Source organism: Pseudomonas sp. RSB 5.4, from assembly GCF_037126175.1.
GTDB lineage: Bacteria > Pseudomonadota > Gammaproteobacteria > Pseudomonadales > Pseudomonadaceae > Aquipseudomonas > Aquipseudomonas fluorescens_H.
Window position 1 is genome coordinate 2,871,263 of record NZ_CP146986.1, and the last position, 19,423, is coordinate 2,890,685.

Here is a 19,423-nt window from a genome sequence, read left to right on the forward strand (position 1 = left end):
ACGTCAACCCTGCGACCAACAAAAAAGCCCTGCATTTTCCATTCGTGCAGGGCTCTGGGTGCTGCTTGAAAGCGTAGCCTCAATAACGGTTCGGCTCCATTTCCAGCTCGACATTGAAACGTTCGGCAATATCTTTCTGGATGCGTTGCGCCAGATCGAGCAATTGCAGGCCGGTCGCGGAGCCGTAGTTGACCAGCACCAGCGCCTGCAATTTATGCACGCCAGCATCGGCCTCACGGAAACCCTTCCAGCCAGCGCGCTCGATCAACCAGCCGGCGGCCAGCTTCATTTGCCCGTTCGGTTGCGCATAGGCCACCAGATCCGGGTGCTGCGCCTTGATCTGCTCGACCAGCGCCGCCGACACCAGCGGATTCTTGAAGAAACTGCCGGCATTGCCGAGCACGGCCGGATCCGGCAATTTTTCGCTGCGGATACTGCAGATCGCGCGGCTGACGTCGGTGGGCGTCGGTTGCTCGATGCCCTGCTCGGTCAGGCGCTGACGCACCGGGCCGTACTCCAGATGCAGGTGGGCAGCTCGATCAAGTTTGAAGCGCACCCGCAGGATCAGCCAACGCCCCGGCTGCTGCTTGAACAGGCTGTCGCGGTAGGCAAAGTTGCATTCTTCCAGGCTGAAGTCGCGCAGCTCGCCGGTCTGACGATCCAGCGCGGTCAGCCCGGCGAACACATCCTTGATCTCGACGCCGTAGGCACCGATGTTCTGCATCGGCGCCGCGCCAACGGTGCCGGGAATCAGACTGAGGTTTTCCAGACCGGAAAATCCCAGCGCCAAGGTGTGTTGCACGAACGGATGCCACGGTTCGCCAGCTTCAGCCTCGATCACCACGCGGCTGCCGTCATCGCTGATCAGCCGAATGCCACGGCTGGCCATGCGCAGCACCAGCGCCGGGATATCAGCCGTCAGCAGCAGGTTGCTGCCGCCGCCGATCACCAGCAATGGCACGTCATGGGCAGTCGCATAGGCCAAGGCTTCGCGCACGTCGGCATCGCTGTGGGCCTCGGCGAACAACTGCGCGCGCACGTCCACGCCAAAACTGTTGAACGGTTTCAGCGAAATCTGGGGCTGCACCTGCAAACTCATAACCGGCCCTTCACTTCGATCAACAGTTGGTCACAGGCTGCTTCGATCAGATCCAGCACCTGCTCGAAACCCTGATCGCCGTCGTAGTACGGATCCGGCACTTCATCGACCACACCGGCATAACGGCGCAGGAACAGGTCAAGCTCGGCCTTGCCGGTGGACGGTTGCAGCGCCTTGAGGTTGCGCAGGTTGCTGCTGTCCATGGCCAGAATCAGGTCATAACTGGCGAAATCGGCACGGCTGACCTGCTGCGCACGTTGCGCCGACAGGTCGTAACCACGCAGTTTGGCCGCAGCCTGGCTGCGCTTGTCCGGCGGATTGCCGACATGCCAGTCACCGGTGCCGGCGGAGGCCACTTCGACCTGATCCGCCAGCCCCGCTTCGCGCAGTTTGTGGCGTAACACGCCTTCAGCGGTGGGCGAGCGGCAAATGTTGCCCAGGCACACGAACAGAACGCGCATCAGGCCTCCAGCAGGCGACGAACGCGCTCAAGATCTTCAGCGGTGTCGACACCGGTCGGCGGCGCGATCAATGCATCGGCCACATGAATCCGCACGCCGTGCCACAGAGCACGCAGTTGTTCGAGGGATTCAGTGTTTTCCAGCCAGCACGGGCCCCAGCTCACGAAGTCCTGAAGGAACCCGGCGCGGTAGGCATAAATGCCGATGTGACGACGGTACGGCACACCTTCCGGCAACTGCTGGCGATTTTTGGCGAACGCATCGCGGGCCCACGGCAAGGTCGCGCGACTGAAGGTCAGCGCCAGACCATTGAGGTCGCTGACGACCTTGACCACGTTCGGGTTGAACAGGGTTTCGACGTCTTCGATCGGCTCGGCCAGGGTGGCCATGCGCGCTTCGGTGTGGGCGGCGAGGTTGGCGGCAACCTGATCGATCACGCTTGGCGGGATCAGCGGCTCGTCACCCTGCACGTTGACCACGATCGCGTCAGGCTCGAGGCCCAGTTTGGCGGCGACTTCAGCCAGACGATCGGTGCCGGAATTGTGATCTTCACGGGTCAGCACCACTTCAGCGCCGAACGCCTTGCAGGCTTCGACGATGCGCGCATCGTCAGTCGCGACCACCACACGGCTGGCGCTGCTTTTGCTCGCCTGCTCCCAGACATGCTGGATCATCGGCTTGCCGGCGATATCCAGCAGCGGTTTGCCCGGCAGGCGGGTCGAGGCGTAACGCGACGGGATGACAACGGTGAAAGCAGTGGTCATTTATCCAGACGCTCGTCAGTGGTCAGGGTACGCGCTTCGCTTTCGAGCATCACCGGGATGCCGTCGCGGATCGGATAGGCCAGGCCGGCGCCCTTGCTGATCAATTCGGTCTTGTCGGCGCTGAGCTTGAGCGGGCCTTTGCAGACCGGGCACGCGAGGATGTCGAGCAATTTGGTGTCCATGAACATTCCCTGGATAAAGAGTTAAGGCAAAAGACGATCGGGCAACAGGCGCATCAACTGGGTGTCGAACCAGGCCACGAAGGCCGGTGACGGCACGGCATCGACGGCCAGATACCACCAATCGTCTGCTGCGAAGGCACGGCACTTCACCGCGTCCTTTTCGGTCATCACCAACGGCAATGACGGTGTGAAATTCAAGGCCTGCACGCTGTATTCGGCGTGGTCGGCAAACGCATGGGGGACTGCTCGCCAGTCTAGCGCTTCGAGGGTATTGAAGAAACGTTGCGGATTGCCGATCCCGGCCACTGCGTGCACCGCTTGACCAGGCGAAAAATGATCGAGCGGCTTGCGCTCGCCACTGCGCAGATTGACCAGCGCCGTCGCTTGCAGGCGAAACGCGAAGCCATCTTCGCGATCCGCAGTGGCACCGTTGAACAGCACGCCATCGACGCTTTGCAGGCGTTCGATCGGCTCGCGCAACGGACCGGCCGGCAGGCAGCGCTGGTTGCCCAAACCACGGGCGGCGTCGATCAGCACCAGCTCCAGATCCCGCGCCATACGGTAATGCTGCATGCCGTCGTCAGACAGGATCAGGTCCAGCGGTTCACTGGCGAGCAAGGCTTTGACCGCCGCGCTGCGATCAGGGTCGATCATCAGCGGTACGCCGGTGCGCTGCACGATCAACAGCGGCTCGTCGCCCGCAATGTCGGCGCTCTGCTCAGCGGTGACCCGCCACGGCAGTTGCGGGGGTTTGGCGCCATAACCTCGGCTGACCACACCAACCCGCAGACCGGCGCGTCGGCAATGGTCGATCAGCCACAGGATCATCGGTGTCTTGCCGGTGCCGCCCACCGTGATGTTGCCGACCACGATCAACGGCACCGGTGGCTGATAGATCTGGCCTTCACCGTCGAGAAAACGCTGACGCTTGTTGACCACCACGCGGCGGTAGAGCATTTCCAGCGGCCGCAGCAGTGTCAGGGCCGGATGCCCCTGATACCACGCGGCGAGCAAACGATCGGACAGGCTCATCAGGATTTGGGCGCCGCCTCGACCGTGGTCATGCGCAAATGGCTGAAACCGAGCTTGCCGGCCGCGTCCATGGCGGTGATCACCGATTGGTGTTGGGTCTTGCCGTCGGCACTGATCGACAACGGCATGTTGGTGTCACCGTTGGCTTCTTTCTGCATGGCTTCCATCAGCGTCGCCAGGTCGTTCTTCGGCAGAATCCTGTTGTTCACCGAGAACACGCCTTCGGCGCTGATCGCGACGTCCAACTGCTTGAGCTGCTGGTCTTCGGCGGGCGAACCACTGACCGATTCCGGCAGATCGACGCGCAACTGTGTCTCGCGGGTGAAGGTGGTGGTCACGACGAAAAACAGCAACAGGATGAACACCACGTCGATCAGCGACGCGAGGTTGATGTCGATCGTTTCCCGGGGTTTGCGACGGAATTTCACGCTTTGTCCCCGGCCAGATCGACGTCACGGTCGCCCTGCACCACTTCGACCAGTTTGATCGCTTCCTGCTCCATGCCCACCACCAGCTCATCGATGCGGCGCTGCAGGAAACGGTGGAAGAACACCGACGGAATACCGACCATCAGGCCCGCCGCCGTTGTGATCAGCGCCTTGGAGATACCGCCGGCCAATACCGAGGCGTTGGTGGTCATGCCGGAACCGGTGAAGGCGCTGAAAATGTCGATCATGCCCAGTACCGTGCCCAACAGGCCCAGCAACGGCGACATGGCGGCAATCGTGCCCAGCGCGTTGACGTAGCGTTCGAGCTCGTGAATCACCCGCGCGGCGGCTTCTTCGATGCATTCCTTCATGATCTCGCGACCATGCTTGGAGTTGGCCAGGCCCGCGGCGAGGATTTCACCCAACGGCGAATTGGCTCGCAGTTCCTTGAGTTTTTCTTTATTGAGCTGCTTGTCCTTGATCCAGACCCAGACCTGACCCAGCAGATGCTCGGGGGTGACGCGGCTGGCGCGCAGGGTCCACAGACGCTCGGCGACAATCGCCATGGCCGCGATGGAACTCAGAATGATCGGCAACATCATCCAGCCGCCGGATTTGACCAATTCCCACACAGTGACAGTCCCCTCGAAAAAGTGCGCCACTTTACCATACCGGTTCGCGATTAAGACCCGCTGCCCCGACGACCTGATGCCACATTCGGCGATCCCGCGATCAATGGTGTTTCAACGCCAGAAACGCCGTTGTTGACGCATCAGCCACGGCGCCTGAAAGCTGCCCAGGCGCAGCTGAATGGCGCCGTGCTGCGCGCTGTCGTAGATGCGCAGCCCTTGCTGACGATAACGCGCGAGCACCAGCGGGTGCGGATGACCGAACGAATTGCCCTGCCCCCGGGAGATCAGCACCGAATGCGGCTTCAATGCCCGAAGCAGCGCCATCGAGGAGGAACTGCGACTGCCATGGTGCGGCGCCTGCAGCCAGTGCGTCGGCACGGCCAGCGGACTGTCGAGCAGAACCCGTTCGGCGGCGATGTCGATATCGCCGGTCAGCAGCAGACGCTCGCCATTGGCCTCGATCTGCAACACGCAGGAGCGCTGATTGCTGTCATTGGCGGCCGACCATTGCCACAGCTGAAAACGGACCCCGTCCCACTGCCACTGCCGCCCGGTTTCGCAGGCCTCGGCCCGCAGTATGGCGGGCAGGCCCGGCGGATCGCCGCTGATCACCCGAGTCACTTTCAAGCCCCGCGATACCGCCAGCGCACCACCGGCATGGTCGGCGTCGGCATGACTGAGCAGCATCAGATCGATGCGCTCGACCCCGAGTTTGTGCAGCGTCGGCAGCACTACTCGCTCACCCAGATCGAAATCGCCGAAGCGTGGACCGGCGTCATAGAGCAACGTGTGATGACGCGTACGGATCAGGATCGCCAGGCCCTGACCGACATCGAGCTGCCAGATATCGGCCAGCCCCTCGGCCACCCGCTCGCGAGGCGGCGCCACCAGAATCAGCAGCAACGGCCAGCCCAGCGGTCGTAATGGCACTCCGCGCGGCAACAGCAGCAAAAAGGCGCCGAGACTGCCGAGCAACAACGCCCACCACGGCAGCGACGGCGAGATCCACGCCGGCCAGGCCCCGGCAATCATCGACAAGCCGCGAAACAGCCAGTCGATCAAGCCACCCGCCAGCCACAACAACCCTGCACCGACATAAGGCACCGGCAACAACAGCGTGCCGAGCAGCGCCGGTGGCAGCACCAACAGGCTGACCCACGGCACCGCCAGCACATTCGCCAGTGGTCCGCTGAGGCTGATCGGCAGATTCAGCGCCAGCAGCACCGGGCACAGACCCAACGCGATCAGCCATTGCGCCCGCGTCCAGGTCTGCCACCATTTCCACGCACCGAGTCGACCACCGAAGGTGATAATCAAAATCCCCACAGCGGCGAACGACAACCATAAGCCGGGACGCAAACTGGCCAACGGGTCGAGCAACAGCACCGCATTCAACGCCAGTAACAGCGGCCACCACGCGCCGAGATGGCGAAATCGCAGACGCCACAGCAGTACCAGCCCGACCATCACACAGGCCCGTTGCACCGGCACATCAAACCCGGCAAGCAAGCCGTAGCCGAGCGCAGCGGCAAACGCCAGTCCGCAGGCCCAAGGCAGCCAAGGCCTGCGCAGCGGCCAACATCCGTAGCGCGCCAGCCCGGCGACCAGCAGATACATCACCGCCGCCAACATCCCGATGTGTTGGCCGGAAATCACCAGCAGATGCACGGTGCCGGTGTCCTGCAGGATCTGCCAGTCCTCGCGACTGAGCCCGGAGCCATCACCCAGCACCAGCGCCGCCAATGCACCAGCCCGCCCTTGTGCATCGACTGCCAGCAAGCGCTGGCGAATGCCGTCGCGCCACGCCCAGTTTGCCTCGGCAAGGCGCTGACCATCCTTGATCGTACCCGTCGCGCCGATGCGTTGCGCCAGCAGCCAGGCTTCGTAATCGAAGGCATCGGGATTGAGCAAACCACCGGGGCGCTTGAGTTTCACTGCCAGACGCCAGCGCTCGCCACTTTTGACCGCTGGCCCGGCGTACCACGCCAGACGCATCAACGACGGCAGCCTGTCGTGGCGCGAGCGGGCATCGGCCAACTCGAAACGCACCACGCCCTCGCTGGTTTGCGGCAAGCCGACCACACGCCCCTCGACCCAGCGGGTTTCACCGTCAAGTTGCGCCGGTAATCGCTCATCCAGCGCCCACTGCGCACTGACACAAGCCCAAGTGAAACCGAACAGCAGAAATGCCAAGGGATAGCTGCGAAACGGCAGCAACATCAGCCCCACCATGGGCAACAACATCATCAACCCGACCGGCGGTAAAACCGGCAAAAAACCTGCAACCAGCAAACCGGCTGCCAGCGCCATCATCCCTGTGCGCATAAGCCTGTCCTTGAGAGTCCCCTCACTATGCTTAGCTGGCGTGGAGCACAAGCGTCGTCAACAATTGTCACAAAGTCTGAATGGGCGCTTCGTAGAATCCAGACATACTTGCCGCCTTAACCGACCGAGAAGCCTTATGCCCCGGCGCTTATTCAAACGTTACATGCCCGACCCGACGAGCATCAGGGAACACAAATCCTTACGCTTTCTCGGCAAGTTGCTGCATGACCCGAACCTCTGGCACCTCAATCGTCACTCGGTAGCCCGAGCGATGGCCGTCGGCCTGTTCGCCGCGTTCCTGCCAATTCCGGCGCAGATGCTGGTAGCCGCCGCACTGGCAATCACCGTGCGCGGCAATATGCCGATTGCCGTCAGCCTCGTGTGGCTGACCAACCCGATCACCATGCCGGCGGTATTTTTCTGCACTTATCAGGCCGGGGCCTGGTTGATGAATGTGCCTGCCCGTACCCTGCCCGATTCGTTGACCTGGGAATGGGTCAGCGGAGAGCTCTCGACCATGTGGCAGCCGTTTTTGCTGGGGTCGGTGGTATGCGGACTGCTACTCGGCATCCTCGCCTACTTCACGGTGATGCTCTATTGGCGCTGGTGGGTGGCGCGGCAATGGGCGCGGCGCAAGAAAAACCGCATGCGCTGAATGCAAAACGGCCTCCGCAGTGGAGGCCGTTTTTTTGTAGCGCCTGAATAGGCCCCATCGCGAGCAGGCTCACTCCTACATTGGAACGCGCCCTTCTGTAGGAGTGAGCCTGCTCGCGATGGCAGCGACGCGGTTTCGGATCAGGTCCGCATCCCGCGACCACTCACCAGCAACCGCGCACAACCGAGATACAACACCACCGTCGCCACCAGCATGAAGGTGATCGCGATGCCGATCCGGATATCCGACACGCCAAGAATGCCGTAACGGAACGCGTTGACCATGTGCAGCACCGGGTTGGCCAGCGACACGGTCTGCCAGAACGGCGGCAGCAAGGTGATCGAGTAGAACACGCCACCGAGGTAGGTCAGCGGGGTCAGCACAAACGTCGGGATGATCGAAATGTCATCGAAGTTGCGCGCAAACACCGCGTTGATGAAGCCCAGCAGCGAGAAGATCGTCGCGGTCAGGATCACCACCAGCAAGGTCACGCCGAGGTGATGCACCTGCAGATGGGTGAAAAACAGCGACAGGATCGTCACGATGACCCCGACCATCAAGCCACGCAGCACGCCGCCAACGGTGTAGCCGATCAGGATGGTGTGCGGCGACACCGGCGAGACCATCAGTTCCTCGATGGATCGCTGGAACTTGCTGCCGAAGAAGCTCGACACCACGTTGCCGTAGGAGTTGGTGATCACCGACATCATGATCAGCCCCGGCACGATGTACTCCATGTAGGTGAAGCCACCCATGTCGCCGATCTGCCGACCAATCAGGTTACCGAAGATCACGAAATACAAAACCATGGTAATCGCCGGCGGCAGCAGCGTCTGCGGCCAGATCCGGGTAAAGCGGCGGACTTCCCGATACACGATGGTATTGAGGGCGACGAGGTTGGGACGGAACTCGGAACTCATACCGCCACCTTCGACAGATTCTTCTCTACCAGAGACACGAACAGCTCCTCGAGGCGATTGGTTTTGTTACGCAGGCTCAGCACTTCGATGTTCTGCTGCGCCAACTGGGTGAACAGCGCGGTGATACCCATGGATTTGTCGACCTGGACTTCCAGGGTATGGCCATCGAGCAACCGGGCGGGATAGCCGAGCAATTGCGGCGCGGCGTGCAAGTCGTTTTTCAGATCCAGCAGGAAGGTTTCGACGTGCAACTGGCCCAGCAGCTGTTTCATGCTGGTGTTCTCGACAATGGTGCCGTGGTCGATGATGCCGATGTTGCGGCACAGCTGCTCAGCCTCTTCCAGATAGTGCGTGGTGAGGATGATGGTGATGCCTTTCTGGTTCAGCTCGGTGAGGAACGTCCACATCGAGCGACGCAGTTCGATGTCGACGCCAGCGGTCGGCTCATCGAGGATCAGCAGGCGCGGCTCATGCACCAGGGCGCGGGCGATCATCAGTCGGCGCTTCATGCCGCCGGACAGCGAGCGCGAGGGCACATCGCGCTTGTCCCACAGGCCGAGCTGAGTCAGGTACTGCTCGGCGCGTTCCTTGGCGATTTTCGCCGGAATGCCGTAGTAACCGGCCTGGGTCACGACGATGTCGAAAGTCTTTTCGAACTGGTTGAAGTTGAACTCCTGGGGCACCACGCCGATCGAGCGCTTGAGCGCGGCGGGGTTCTTGTCCAGGTCGTGACCGAAGATATTCACCGTGCCGCTGGTCTTGTTGACCAGGGTCGAGAGAATGCCGATGGTCGTGGATTTGCCAGCGCCGTTAGGGCCGAGCAAGGCGAAAAAATCACCTTCGGCGACGTCCAGATCGATACCACTCAAGGCCTGGAACCCGTTGCCGTAGGTTTTGGTTAGCTGCCGGATGGACAGAGCGGAACTCATATCGGATTTACGCACCAAGAAGGGAAGAAGAGGAAAGATTGGGCCGGGCGGCGGACAAAACAACCACGGCGCGTGAACGCAATGGTGCTTGCCGCCGCCACACAAGTACAGTCAAGTGTGTCGATAGTTATTATCAAGTCAACGCGGTCATGACCGCTTTCTGATACGCCGGACGCTGCTTCAACCGTGCATACCAGGCTTCCAGATGCGGCTGCGAGGCACGCTCGATGGGCATCTCGAACCAGGCATAAATGAAACTGCCCAGCGGAATATCGCCCATGCCGATGTCGCTGCCGGACAGATACGGCTGGTGGGCGAGGGCCTGATCGGCCATGGACAGCAGCGCTGTGCACTCCTTGATCGCCGCGTTGATCGCCGGCCAGTCCTGCTTGTCTGCCGGTGTGCGCAATACGCCCCAGAACACCGTGCGAAACGGTCCGGCAAAACTGGAGGTGGTCCAGTCCATCCACTTGTCCGCGATGGCCCGGGCCTGCGGGTCAGCCGAGTACCACGCACTGTCTGGCGCATGTTTGGCCAGCAGATAACGCACGATGGCGTTGGATTCCCACAGCACGAAGCCGTCGTCCTCGATCACCGGTACCCGACCGTTCGGGTTCATCGCCCGATATTCGGGCGTATCAACCACTCCGAAGGCGCCACCGGCATCAATCGCCTCGTAGGCCAGGCCCAGCTCCTCGGCCGCCCACAGTGGTTTCCTGACATTCGATGAGTTTTTCCGTCCCCAGATCTTCAGCATGACCGCCTCTTTTCCAATGCGTGGGCGAGCAGCATACGCCGGATCAGGCACGGCTCAAATCACTCTGCAGATCGCCCAGCACCGTCGCCCGGTGTTCGCCGAACAGATGCGGGTAGCACTTTTCCAGGTGTTCGAAAAAGAATCGCTCCGGCACATCGGCGAACTGGCCGTGATCGACCAGATATTCCATCAGCAGCGCGCCGTCACGGTTGTACGGGTGGAAAACGCTGTCGTTGATCCCGTCGAATTCCAGCGGCGCAACGTTGAACAATTCGCAGAGCTTCTGGTTGAAGGCCGGTGTGGCTTTGACCCAGCGCTCGTTGAGAAACAGTTCGGTGTAGCCGTGCATGGCGAACACATCACTGCGCAACAGCTCCAGCAAACGCGGGGTCGACAGGTGACTCCTGACGTCGGCCAGACCAATGCGCGCGGGAATGCCGCAATGCCGCGCACACCCGGCGAGCAATGTGGCCTTGGGCACGCAATAACTTTCCCCGGCCCCCAGCGCGTAACTGCCGCACAAGGTCTGCGGGTCGAGGCTGAAGGTGTACGGGTTGTAGCGCACCGCTTCACGCACGGCGTAATAGAGACTGATCGCCTGCGCGAGCGGGTCGCGGCTGGCACCCCGGTGCTGTTCGGCGAACTCCACCACCGCCGGGTGGTCACTATCGATGAAGCGGCCGGGACTCAGATACTCGCGCATGACGATGTTCTCCTGGGTGAGCCCCGAGTCTAGCGACAGCTCAAGCACAGAGATAACGACGTTTCGGCCAAACATGGACGCAAAGACGCGGGAACGGCGAACGATTTCCCACGGATGTTGCCCACCGAACCTACGAAAACCATCCGGGGTTTCCCACAAGTTCAATCACCATGTTCTGACCAACCCGTTTTACAGATGCCGTCTAAGCTCTGGAGGGTCGGTTTGCCCTGGTTCACGGAGGATTACATATGCTGTTGTTGTGGATACTGGTTCTGATCGTCGGTGTGGCGTACCTCGCCCACCGTCGCATCGCCCCCCTGCCCGCGTTGGGTATCGTCGCCATTTACCTGCTGGCGATGGGCATTTTCAGCCATGCCCCGGGCTGGTTGCTGCTGGTGTTGTGGATCGTGCTTGCTGTGGTGGCCGTGCCGTTGCTACTGCCTGACCTGCGCCGCAAACACTTCACCGCGCCGCTGTTCAACTGGTTCCAGAAAACCCTGCCGCCGATGTCGCAGACCGAGCGCGACGCGATCGATGCCGGTACCGTCTGGTGGGACGGTGAACTGTTCAGCGGACGTCCGGACTGGGACAAACTGCTGTCCTATCCGAAAGCGCAACTGAGCGAAGAGGAACAAGCCTTCATCGACGGCCCGACCGAAGAACTCTGCGCAATGGTCACTGACTGGCAGATCGGCCAGTCGATGGATCTGCCACCCGAAGCCTGGAGCCACATCAAGGAGCACGGTTTCTTCGCCCTGATCATTCCCAAGGAGTTCGGCGGCAAGGGTTTTTCCGCCTACGCCCACTCGCAAGTGGCGATGAAACTCGCGACCCGCAGCGGCGACCTCGCCTCCACCGTAATGGTGCCCAACTCCCTCGGCCCGGCCGAACTGCTGCTGCACTACGGCACCGATGAGCAACGCAATCACTACCTGCCGCGGCTGGCGCGTGGCGACGACATTCCGTGCTTCGCCCTCACCGGCCCGCTGGCCGGTTCCGATGCTGGCGCCATGCCGGACACCGGGATCATCTGCAAAGGTGAATGGGAAGGCCAGGAAGTCATCGGTCTGCGCCTGAACTGGGAAAAACGCTACATCACCCTCGGCCCGGTCGCGACCCTGCTCGGTCTGGCCTTCAAGGCCTACGACCCGGAGCATCTGCTGGGCGACAAGGAAGACCTCGGTATCAGCCTGGCGCTGATCCCTACCGATACCGCCGGCGTGCAAATCGGTCGTCGTCACCTGCCACTGGGTGCCGCTTTCATGAACGGCCCGAACTCGGGCAAAGACGTGTTCATTCCACTGGACTTCCTCATCGGAGGCCAGGAAATGCTCGGCAAGGGCTGGATGATGCTGATGAACTGCCTGTCCGTCGGGCGTTCGATTTCGCTCCCGGCAGTCGGCACTGGCGCGGCCAAGTTCACCAGCCTGGTAACCGGTCAGTACGCGCAGATTCGTGAACAGTTCAACGTCCCGCTGTCAGCCTTCGAAGGCATTCAGGAAGCGATGGCGCGCATCGGCGGCAACGCCTGGATGATGGACGCGGCGCGCATGCTGACTGCCAACGCGGTGGATCTGGGGGAGAAACCATCGGTGCTGTCGGCGATCCTCAAGTACCACCTGACCGAACGCGGCCGCGAGTGCATCACCCACGCCATGGATGTGCACGGCGGCAAGGCGATCATCATGGGGCCGAAAAATTACCTCGGCCGTAGCTGGAACGGCGCGCCGATCTTCATCACCGTGGAAGGCGCGAACATCCTCTCGCGCAACTTGATGATCTTCGGTCAGGGCGCGATCCGCTGCCATCCGTTCGTCCTCAAGGAAATGGCCCTCGCCGGCCGTGAAGACAAAGACCAGGCACTGAAAGAGTTCGATGGCCTGCTGCTCAAGCACATCGGATTTGCGGTGGGTAACGCGGCCAGCACCCTGGTGCTGAACCTGGGCTTCGGCCACTTCGAACATGCGCCTGGGGACAGGATCAGCCAAGGTTATTTCCGCGCACTCAACCGTCAGGCCGCAGCATTTGCCATGCTCGCCGACTTCAGCATGATGTTGCTGGGCGGCGAACTGAAACGTCGCGAACGCCTGTCCGCGCGTCTGGGCGATGTATTGAGCAACCTGTATCTGGCCTCCGCCGCGCTCAAGCGTTATCACGACCTGGACTCCCCGGCGCATATGGAGCCGTTGTTCCGTTGGGCCATGGAAGAAAGCCTCGGTCAGTCGGAACGAGCGCTGGATGAACTGCTGAGCAACTTCCCGAACAAAGTGTTCGGCTATCTGTTGCGAGTAATCGTGTTCCCGTTCGGTCGTCGCCACAAAGGCCCTTCGGACAAACTGGGTGCCGAAGTGGCAGCTGTGATCGGTCGCGCCAAAGGCGATCCGACCCTCGAAGAACTGCTCGCCGGCTGCTATCGCCCACAGTCTGCCGACGATGCCGTCGGTGCTCTGCAACACGCCAGCGATCTGCTGACTGCCGCGCAACCGCTGCACAAGAAACTGCACACGGCGCTGAAAAGCGGTCAGGTCAAACCGGTGGCTGGCGAACACGCCATCGACGCTGCACTGGAGGCCGGGGTGTTGCAAGCGGCGGAAGCGCAGACCCTGCGCGATGCCGAAGCGGCACGGCGCAAGGTGATCGACGTCGATGATTTCGACAAGGAAGAGCTGAAGCTGGCTGAGGGTAAAGTCCGCTGATGCTGACGACCGTGTAGCTGTTTATTTATGAAAAACGGGCGCGAGAGCTTTATACTCCCGCGCCCGTTTTGCTCTTGAGGACTTATCTCGTGTCCAACGTCGTTGCCGATCATCTGGTTTTGCTCGACCATCTGCGCAGTATCCTGGTCGCCGTAGGTGAGGCCGAACAGGTTCCCGAAGAAAGCCATGCCTTGTTCCTGGAGCGCTTCGACGAACTGCTGGCGTCCCTGCCGATCGACCCGATCGAAAGCCAGTACCTGGGCCAGGACATCCTGACCCAAGTGATTACCCGTTATCCGCAAATTGCCCACCTGATTCCACGGGATCTGCTGTGGTTCTTCGCCGGCGACTGCCTGCACTACCTGTCAGATGAAGAAATCGATCTGTATCAGGCACTGGAAGAACGTCGCTACGAAGCCGAACAGAACGACGAACCGTTCGACTGGAATCAGGAAAAGCAGCTGATGGCGATGTCTGCACAAGACAGCAAGCACTAAGCTTCCAAAGAGCAAAAGATCGCAGCCTGCGGCAGCTCCTACACAATCCATGTAGGAGCTGCCGCAGGCTGCGATCTTTTGCTTTTAAAGCAGCCCCTCGCTCTCCGGTAATTCATACGCCATCGCCAGATTATTCGGCGCCCCCGCCTTCCCCGGCTTGCTCAACGTCGGCTCCTTCTCCAGGCACTCCACCAGATAATCGATGAATACCCGCAGCTTCGGCGGCAGGTAACGCGTCGGCGAATGCAGCAACCACAGCCCACCGTGATACGAAGCCAGGAACGTCCATTCCGGCAGCACCTGCACAATCAACTTCTGCTCCAAGGCATAGCGCGCGGTGAAGTACGGCAGGCTGCCGATACCGATGTGCTGCAACACTGCTCCCAGCCGCACGCCGGTGTGGTTGGCGGCATAGCGGCCACGCACGCCGACGGTTACCGCTTTACTGCCCTTCTTGAATTTCCAGCGTGCATCGCTCGGGGTTTCCCCCAGATAGATGCAACTGTGATCAAGCAGGTCATGCGGGTGGGTCGGGGTGCCGTGTTCGGCCAGGTATTGCGGGGTGGCGCAGAGCAAATGGTCGATGGTCAGCAACTGCCGCCCGACCAGCCCGGCCGGTGGTCGATCAGTGATGCGAATCGCCAGATCGACATGATCGTCAATCAAATCAACCTGCCGGTCTTCCAACAGCAACTCGACATCGACCTTGGGATAACGCCGCAGAAACTCGGGCATGTGCGGATGAATCACGAAACGCCCGACCGCTTTCGGCACACTGACCCGCACCAGCCCTTCCGCCTCGTGGGTGAACTGCCCGCTGATCTCCATCACCGATTTCGCGGCGCTGACCATCTCCTGACAGCGCTTGAACACTTCCTCGCCACCGTCACTCAAGCGCAATTTGCGGGTGGTGCGCTGCAACAAACGCGTGGCCAAGGCCTTCTCCAGCCGAGAAATGCTGCGGCTGATCGCGGACGGCGACGAACCGAGTTGGCGGGCAGCCTCGGAGAAGCTGCCGGTCTCCACGACCTTGACGAAAATCGCCATTTCACCGAGCAGTGGCAGCGGTAGATTGATGCTCACAGCGCACAAGTCCTTTGATGTTTGAACGGATTATCACGTTATTGCACGATTCATATAATAAAAATAGAAACTTTAATAAGGGCATGGAATATGACGCTTCGCCTCTTTTTCCATAGTGATGACCTCAAGGCTAATGTGGAAGTCCTCGACTGCACGCCCCACGAGAACGAATTTGCCGTGGTGCTGCGCGCCACCCTGTTTCACCCGCAAGGCGGTGGTCAGCCTTGTGATACCGGCATGATCGGCGAAAGCCAGGTGCTGCGCGTGGTGCAGGAGCCCGACCGGATCGTGCATTACGTCGATCGTCCGGTGAAACTGGGCATGACCTGTATTCACGTCGATGAACAACGTCGCCGCTACAACACCCGCATGCATTCTGCCGGGCATTTGATCGGGCATTTCGTCCAGGCCATGGGCTGGACACCGGTCAAGGCACACCACTGGCCAGACGAAGGCCGGGTGCAGTTCAAGCCGGGCGACGCAGCTCAGGAAGTCGACGCGCCAACCGTTCAATACGGAATAAGTCAGTGGATCGAACACGATCTGCCACGCCTGACCTCGCTGCGCGAGGGCGCGCGGGAAATCGGTTTTGGCGAACTGCCAGCCTACGGCTGCGGTGGCACCCATGTACGCAGCCTGAAGGATTTGGGCACAGTCACGATCGCCTCCCTTTCGCAGAAGAAAGGCACGTTATCCGTCCACTACAGCGTGGATTAAGCATCTCGGGCGTTGCTCCACGCAGCGTCCGACGCCGGGGGAACCGCAATCGCCGGTTCCGTTGACTATCGATAGATGGACCTAAAAACAATGATGCTAGACGTCGAGCGTCTCGATGAGACGTGCATAAAAAAACTGGCCAACGAAGAAGTCCTCGCCATCCGCGTCAAAGGCTTTTTGCCTGAGCCGCTGGCGATCCAGATTGGCGACAAGATTCTGGCTCCGGGCTTCGAGGGCTACATCAACGCGCCGAGCATCGGCCGGATCGGCATGGCATTTTACGAGGCGGAAAACCAGCCGTTGCTGATCGAGGACTACTTCGAACGCGCCGCCAGTAACATCGCCGAACTGCGCGAGCGTTGTGCGCCCTACTCCTCGCCGGTCGACACCCTGCGCTGCATGCTCGATGAGTCATGGCCGGCCGGTGCCCATCTGGAAAACCTCTACGGCCGCAAGATGTACGTCGGCCTGTCACGGGTGGTCAAACCCGGCGTGTGCTTTCTTGCCCATCACGACATTTTCGCCAAAGACGCCCCGGACAGCTTTCAGGCCCGCAGCCTGGAGGCGCAGTTCGCCTGCAACGTCTACCTGAACATGCCGACCGAAGGCGGCGCGCTGCAGATGTGGGACGACGACATCACCCCGGATCAGTTCGACGAGATGCGCGGTGACAGTTACGGCATCGACCCGGCGCTGCTCGGCCCACCGACCCTTGAAGTGCGGCCGCAACCGGGAGACTTCATCATGTTCAATTCGCGCTGCATGCACTCGGTCACCCCGGGCGTGGCGGATCCGCGACTGAGCCTTTCGTTCTTTGTCGGCTATCGCGGCAATGCTTCACCCCTGACCTTCTGGAGCTGAGATGTTATCGAACTACCTGGGCGAGTTTCTGGCGCTGGCCACCATTCACTTTCTGGCCGTGGTCGCTCCCGGCCCGGACTTCGCTGTCACCATCCGCCAGAGCGTACGCTTCGGCCGACTGGTGGGGATCTGCACCGCACTGGGGATCGGCGCCGGTATTTCCGTGCACGTTCTCTACACGTTGCTCGGCGTTGGCGCTCTGATGCACACCACACCGTGGTTGCTGACGGTGGCCAAGGTGATCGGTGGGGCGTACATCTTTTACCTCGGCATCAGCCTGATTCGCAGTAAACCGAAAACCACGCTTGAGGGCGAGAAAAGCACGGACGAACCACTGGTTGCGCAATCGCTGTTCAAGGCGTTCAGCACCGGTTTTCTGACCAATGCCACCAATCCCAAGGCCACGCTGTTTTTCCTGGCGATCTTCACCACCATCATCAGCGCCAGCACCCCGCTGGAAATCCAGGCGCTGTACGGGGTGTGGATGTGCTTCGTGAATGCGCTGTGGTTTGTGATCGTCGCGCTGTTTTTTTCCAGCAGCCGGGTGCGAACCCTGTTCATGCGCATGGGCCATTGGTTCGAACGCAGCATGGGCGTGATCCTGATTCTGTTCGCCGGCAGGCTGGTGCTGTCGATGTAAAAGCCGCGTTCAAAGCAAAGGCCCGATCGGTTGAACGCCGATCGGGCCTTTTTCGTTTGTGCGCCGCTTTTGCATTTCTGTGCGACGGATCCCACTTCAGGGGCTCCCCTTCAACACCTTCGCGGTGTTAGTTTGGAAAAGATTTGTTTCATCTTTCAAACACTTCCCACTCAACTGCCTGCAAAGGAATGCCCCTCGCAATGCATTTTCCCCTCAAGCGTCTGGCTGCTGCCAGCCTGGTTCTGGCCAGTCTCTCGTCGTTCACCCTGCCTGCTCAGGCCAACATCACCCCTGAGCAAAGCGCTGCGATCCTCAAGACCTTCAGCGATACGACGGTCAGCGATTTTCGTCAGTTTCTCGGTGCCGTAGCCAAGAGCGATCTGAGCAAGACCGACAACCTCGCCCCGGCGATCAATGGTTTTCTCGACAACAAGACCCTGAGCGCCGAACAGCAGAACGAGATCTATCGCCTGCTGGGCATCTACACCCGCGTGAAGTACGGCAAAGCCGCCCTCGAAACCCTGCGCGAGCTGGTGGAAATCCCGACCTTCCAGAAAGAAGGCGTGGCCCAGCACGACAATCCGGAGTTCATCAAGATCGCCGAAAAGATCAAGAACCTGGCCGAATCGTTCAACCTGAAGTTCCGCAACGTCGACAACCGCGTCTATGAAATTTCCCTCGACGGCAGCGGCGACGAAGTTGTGGGCATTCACGCCCATGCCGACGTGGTGCCGGTCACCCCGGAAAACTGGGTACTGAAAGACGGCACCAAACTCGATCCGTTCAAAGTCACACTGATCGGCGACCGCATGTATGGCCGCGGCACCGAGGACGACAAGAACGGCATCGTCGTCGCGATGTACGCGATGAAAGTGATCAAGGAAGAAAAGCTGCCGCTGGCACGCAACTTCAAACTGCTGGTGGACACCACCGAAGAAACCTCCGGCGACGCGATCCCGTATTACTTCGAACACAACCCGACGCCGAACTACAACATGGCGCTGGACGGCGGCTATCCGGTGGTCATCGCCGAAAAAGGCTACGGCATCGTCATGGCCAACTTCCCACTGCGCAAGGCTGAAGGCAGTGGCGCAGAAATCATCTCGATGACCGGCGGCCTGGCAACCAACCAGATTCCATCGGTTTCGGTTGCTACCCTCGTCACCGACAAGCCTGAGCAACTGGCGGCGAGCCTGCAAAAGGCCGGCAACGAGTACGCGAAAAAACACGGCGGCAACTTCGAAGTCGCGGCCAAGGTTGACGGCAAAGACGTCAAACTGACGATCACCGGCGTGTCCGCGCACTCCTCCGAGCCCGAGTCCGGCGTCAATCCGGTCGCGCGGATGCTCGACTTCATCAACAGCCTCGACGGCAAGGTGGCGCTCAAGCACAACCAGATCACCGACGCTGCACGCTATGCGTCCAACAACTGGGGCCTGGATTACCTGGGCAAGAAACTCGGCGTGGGTTTCTCCGATTCGTTCATGGGCCCGTTGACCACTTCCCTGACCTATGTGGGCGTGGACGACAAAGCCTTCAAACTGGCGGTCAACCTGCGCGTGCCGAAGGGTAAATCACCGGAGGTACTGAAGAAGGAAATCGCTGACAAACTCACGGCCTGGAGCAAGAAAACTCACGTCGCCGTGGACTTCACCTATTCGATCGCCGAACCGATGTACCGCAATCCGGAAGGCGAATGGGTGAAAGCACTGCTGGCGGTAGCCACTGAAAACCTGGGCATGAAGCACGAGTTCGGTACGTCTGCCGGCGCAACGTCGGTGCATGAATTGCCGAACGGCGTGCAATTCGGCCTGGCCCGACCTGAAGTCAAATACACCGGCCATACCGATGGCGAGTTCAAGACGGTTGACCAGTTCCTGCTGGACCTGCAGATCGTCACGGAAATGATGGGGCGTGTCGGACAACTGCCGAAGCTCTGATAAGACACGGGCCCGTGATTCAGCGGGCCTGACGTGAAAACAAAAAAGGACCCGAAGGTCCTTTTTTGTTGCGCGACAAATACTGCACAAACAAAAACGCCG

General features: G+C 60.6%; 20 protein-coding genes. 7 read left to right on the forward strand and 13 right to left on the reverse strand.

The genetic code is table 11. The features are described 5' to 3' along the window. Positions 1-79: 79 nt before the first annotated feature. The 8 genes from murB to V9L13_RS12895 all read right to left on the reverse strand — a co-directional run bounded on the left by murB (position 80) and on the right by V9L13_RS12895 (position 6,923). Positions 80-1,099, reverse strand: a complete 1,020-nt coding sequence (gene murB / locus V9L13_RS12860; RefSeq protein WP_338802695.1) for a UDP-N-acetylmuramate dehydrogenase — start codon at positions 1,097-1,099, stop codon at positions 80-82. Then, positions 1,096-1,560 (reverse strand): low molecular weight protein-tyrosine-phosphatase, encoded by a 465-nt coding sequence (locus tag V9L13_RS12865; protein ID WP_338802696.1) that lies wholly within the window; start codon positions 1,558-1,560, stop codon positions 1,096-1,098. The genes murB and V9L13_RS12865 overlap by 4 nt, the downstream gene beginning before the upstream one ends. Further along, entirely contained in the window at positions 1,560-2,324 is a 765-nt protein-coding gene (gene kdsB, locus V9L13_RS12870; protein WP_103522244.1) for a 3-deoxy-manno-octulosonate cytidylyltransferase, read from the reverse strand. The genes V9L13_RS12865 and kdsB overlap by 1 nt, the downstream gene beginning before the upstream one ends. Then, positions 2,321-2,506 (reverse strand): Trm112 family protein, encoded by a 186-nt coding sequence (locus V9L13_RS12875; RefSeq protein WP_003179363.1) that lies wholly within the window; start codon positions 2,504-2,506, stop codon positions 2,321-2,323. The genes kdsB and V9L13_RS12875 overlap by 4 nt, the downstream gene beginning before the upstream one ends. 21 nt (positions 2,507-2,527) lie before the next feature. Beyond that, positions 2,528-3,538 (reverse strand): tetraacyldisaccharide 4'-kinase, encoded by a 1,011-nt coding sequence (gene lpxK, locus V9L13_RS12880; RefSeq protein WP_338802698.1) that lies wholly within the window; start codon positions 3,536-3,538, stop codon positions 2,528-2,530. Further along, positions 3,538-3,966: a biopolymer transporter ExbD gene (locus tag V9L13_RS12885; protein WP_025112998.1), complete on the reverse strand. Its 429-nt coding sequence runs from the start codon at positions 3,964-3,966 to the stop codon at positions 3,538-3,540. The genes lpxK and V9L13_RS12885 overlap by 1 nt, the downstream gene beginning before the upstream one ends. Next, the gene (locus V9L13_RS12890) at positions 3,963-4,598 is read right to left on the reverse strand and encodes a MotA/TolQ/ExbB proton channel family protein (RefSeq protein ID WP_003227083.1); all 636 of its coding nucleotides are present in this window, start codon (positions 4,596-4,598) and stop codon (positions 3,963-3,965) included. The genes V9L13_RS12885 and V9L13_RS12890 overlap by 4 nt, the downstream gene beginning before the upstream one ends. 111 nt (positions 4,599-4,709) lie before the next feature. Further along, positions 4,710-6,923, reverse strand: coding sequence for a DNA internalization-related competence protein ComEC/Rec2 (locus tag V9L13_RS12895; protein ID WP_338802699.1), 2,214 nt, complete (start codon positions 6,921-6,923; stop codon positions 4,710-4,712). A 136-nt stretch (positions 6,924-7,059) separates the two neighbouring features. Between V9L13_RS12895 and V9L13_RS12900 the strand changes: the two genes are divergently transcribed. Beyond that, the gene (locus V9L13_RS12900) at positions 7,060-7,578 is read left to right on the forward strand and encodes a DUF2062 domain-containing protein (protein WP_003227088.1); all 519 of its coding nucleotides are present in this window, start codon (positions 7,060-7,062) and stop codon (positions 7,576-7,578) included. 140 nt (positions 7,579-7,718) lie between these two features. On the opposite strand, the gene V9L13_RS12905 is transcribed toward V9L13_RS12900, so the two are convergent. The 4 genes from V9L13_RS12905 to V9L13_RS12920 form a co-directional block, all read right to left on the reverse strand. Next, positions 7,719-8,498: an ABC transporter permease gene (locus V9L13_RS12905; protein WP_003227090.1), complete on the reverse strand. Its 780-nt coding sequence runs from the start codon at positions 8,496-8,498 to the stop codon at positions 7,719-7,721. Next, a complete protein-coding gene (locus tag V9L13_RS12910) occupies positions 8,495-9,427 on the reverse strand; it encodes an ABC transporter ATP-binding protein (RefSeq protein WP_007967569.1) in 933 nt (310 codons plus the stop codon). The genes V9L13_RS12905 and V9L13_RS12910 overlap by 4 nt, the downstream gene beginning before the upstream one ends. A gap of 133 nt (positions 9,428-9,560) precedes the next feature. Then, complete coding sequence (locus V9L13_RS12915) at positions 9,561-10,184, reverse strand: glutathione S-transferase (RefSeq protein WP_338802700.1); 624 nt, start codon at positions 10,182-10,184, stop codon at positions 9,561-9,563. Positions 10,185-10,227: 43 nt separating this feature from the next. Then, on the reverse strand, positions 10,228-10,887 hold the full coding sequence (locus V9L13_RS12920; protein ID WP_338802701.1) for a transglutaminase family protein: 660 nt from the start codon (positions 10,885-10,887) through the stop codon (positions 10,228-10,230). A gap of 248 nt (positions 10,888-11,135) precedes the next feature. Between V9L13_RS12920 and V9L13_RS12925 the strand changes: the two genes are divergently transcribed. Both V9L13_RS12925 and V9L13_RS12930 read left to right on the forward strand, forming a co-directional pair. After that, complete coding sequence (locus V9L13_RS12925; RefSeq protein ID WP_338802702.1) at positions 11,136-13,583, forward strand: acyl-CoA dehydrogenase; 2,448 nt, start codon at positions 11,136-11,138, stop codon at positions 13,581-13,583. Between the two features lie 89 nt (positions 13,584-13,672). After that, entirely contained in the window at positions 13,673-14,080 is a 408-nt protein-coding gene (locus V9L13_RS12930) for a PA2817 family protein (RefSeq protein WP_003227100.1), read from the forward strand. Between the two features lie 84 nt (positions 14,081-14,164). Here V9L13_RS12930 and V9L13_RS12935 read toward each other — a convergent pair whose 3' ends face one another. Further along, positions 14,165-15,163 (reverse strand): LysR family transcriptional regulator, encoded by a 999-nt coding sequence (locus tag V9L13_RS12935; protein WP_045122588.1) that lies wholly within the window; start codon positions 15,161-15,163, stop codon positions 14,165-14,167. A gap of 90 nt (positions 15,164-15,253) precedes the next feature. Here V9L13_RS12935 and V9L13_RS12940 point away from each other — a divergent pair, with 90 nt between their 5' ends. The 4 genes from V9L13_RS12940 to V9L13_RS12955 all read left to right on the forward strand — a co-directional run bounded on the left by V9L13_RS12940 (position 15,254) and on the right by V9L13_RS12955 (position 19,321). After that, positions 15,254-15,880 carry an alanyl-tRNA editing protein gene (locus V9L13_RS12940; protein WP_338802703.1) on the forward strand — a complete coding sequence of 209 codons (627 nt, stop codon included), beginning with the start codon at positions 15,254-15,256 and terminating at the stop codon, positions 15,878-15,880. Positions 15,881-15,970: 90 nt separating this feature from the next. Further along, positions 15,971-16,741 carry a 2OG-Fe(II) oxygenase gene (locus V9L13_RS12945; RefSeq protein ID WP_201136864.1) on the forward strand — a complete coding sequence of 257 codons (771 nt, stop codon included), beginning with the start codon at positions 15,971-15,973 and terminating at the stop codon, positions 16,739-16,741. A 1-nt stretch (position 16,742) separates the two neighbouring features. Beyond that, complete coding sequence (locus tag V9L13_RS12950) at positions 16,743-17,381, forward strand: LysE family translocator (protein ID WP_338802704.1); 639 nt, start codon at positions 16,743-16,745, stop codon at positions 17,379-17,381. Between the two features lie 200 nt (positions 17,382-17,581). Then, positions 17,582-19,321 carry a dipeptidase gene (locus tag V9L13_RS12955; protein ID WP_338802705.1) on the forward strand — a complete coding sequence of 580 codons (1,740 nt, stop codon included), beginning with the start codon at positions 17,582-17,584 and terminating at the stop codon, positions 19,319-19,321. The last annotated feature ends 102 nt before the right edge of the window (positions 19,322-19,423 follow it).

Bases quoted from the DNA above. Each gene is read 5' to 3' on its own strand.
- V9L13_RS12925 (WP_338802702.1), top strand. From the start codon at position 11,136: ATGCTGTTGTTGTGGATACTGGTTCTGATCGTCGGTGTGGCGTACCTC.
- V9L13_RS12895 (WP_338802699.1), bottom strand. From the start codon at position 6,923: ATGCGCACAGGGATGATGGCGCTGGCAGCCGGTTTGCTGGTTGCAGGT.
- V9L13_RS12940 (WP_338802703.1), top strand. From the start codon at position 15,254: ATGACGCTTCGCCTCTTTTTCCATAGTGATGACCTCAAGGCTAATGTG.
- V9L13_RS12905 (WP_003227090.1), bottom strand. From the start codon at position 8,498: ATGAGTTCCGAGTTCCGTCCCAACCTCGTCGCCCTCAATACCATCGTG.
- V9L13_RS12910 (WP_007967569.1), bottom strand. From the start codon at position 9,427: ATGAGTTCCGCTCTGTCCATCCGGCAGCTAACCAAAACCTACGGCAAC.
- V9L13_RS12865 (WP_338802696.1), bottom strand. From the start codon at position 1,560: ATGCGCGTTCTGTTCGTGTGCCTGGGCAACATTTGCCGCTCGCCCACC.
- murB (WP_338802695.1), bottom strand. From the start codon at position 1,099: ATGAGTTTGCAGGTGCAGCCCCAGATTTCGCTGAAACCGTTCAACAGT.
- V9L13_RS12955 (WP_338802705.1), top strand. From the start codon at position 17,582: ATGCATTTTCCCCTCAAGCGTCTGGCTGCTGCCAGCCTGGTTCTGGCC.
- kdsB (WP_103522244.1), bottom strand. From the start codon at position 2,324: ATGACCACTGCTTTCACCGTTGTCATCCCGTCGCGTTACGCCTCGACC.
- V9L13_RS12950 (WP_338802704.1), top strand. From the start codon at position 16,743: ATGTTATCGAACTACCTGGGCGAGTTTCTGGCGCTGGCCACCATTCAC.
- V9L13_RS12920 (WP_338802701.1), bottom strand. From the start codon at position 10,887: ATGCGCGAGTATCTGAGTCCCGGCCGCTTCATCGATAGTGACCACCCG.
- V9L13_RS12915 (WP_338802700.1), bottom strand. From the start codon at position 10,184: ATGCTGAAGATCTGGGGACGGAAAAACTCATCGAATGTCAGGAAACCA.
- V9L13_RS12900 (WP_003227088.1), top strand. From the start codon at position 7,060: ATGCCCCGGCGCTTATTCAAACGTTACATGCCCGACCCGACGAGCATC.
- lpxK (WP_338802698.1), bottom strand. From the start codon at position 3,538: ATGAGCCTGTCCGATCGTTTGCTCGCCGCGTGGTATCAGGGGCATCCG.
- V9L13_RS12875 (WP_003179363.1), bottom strand. From the start codon at position 2,506: ATGGACACCAAATTGCTCGACATCCTCGCGTGCCCGGTCTGCAAAGGC.
- V9L13_RS12945 (WP_201136864.1), top strand. From the start codon at position 15,971: ATGATGCTAGACGTCGAGCGTCTCGATGAGACGTGCATAAAAAAACTG.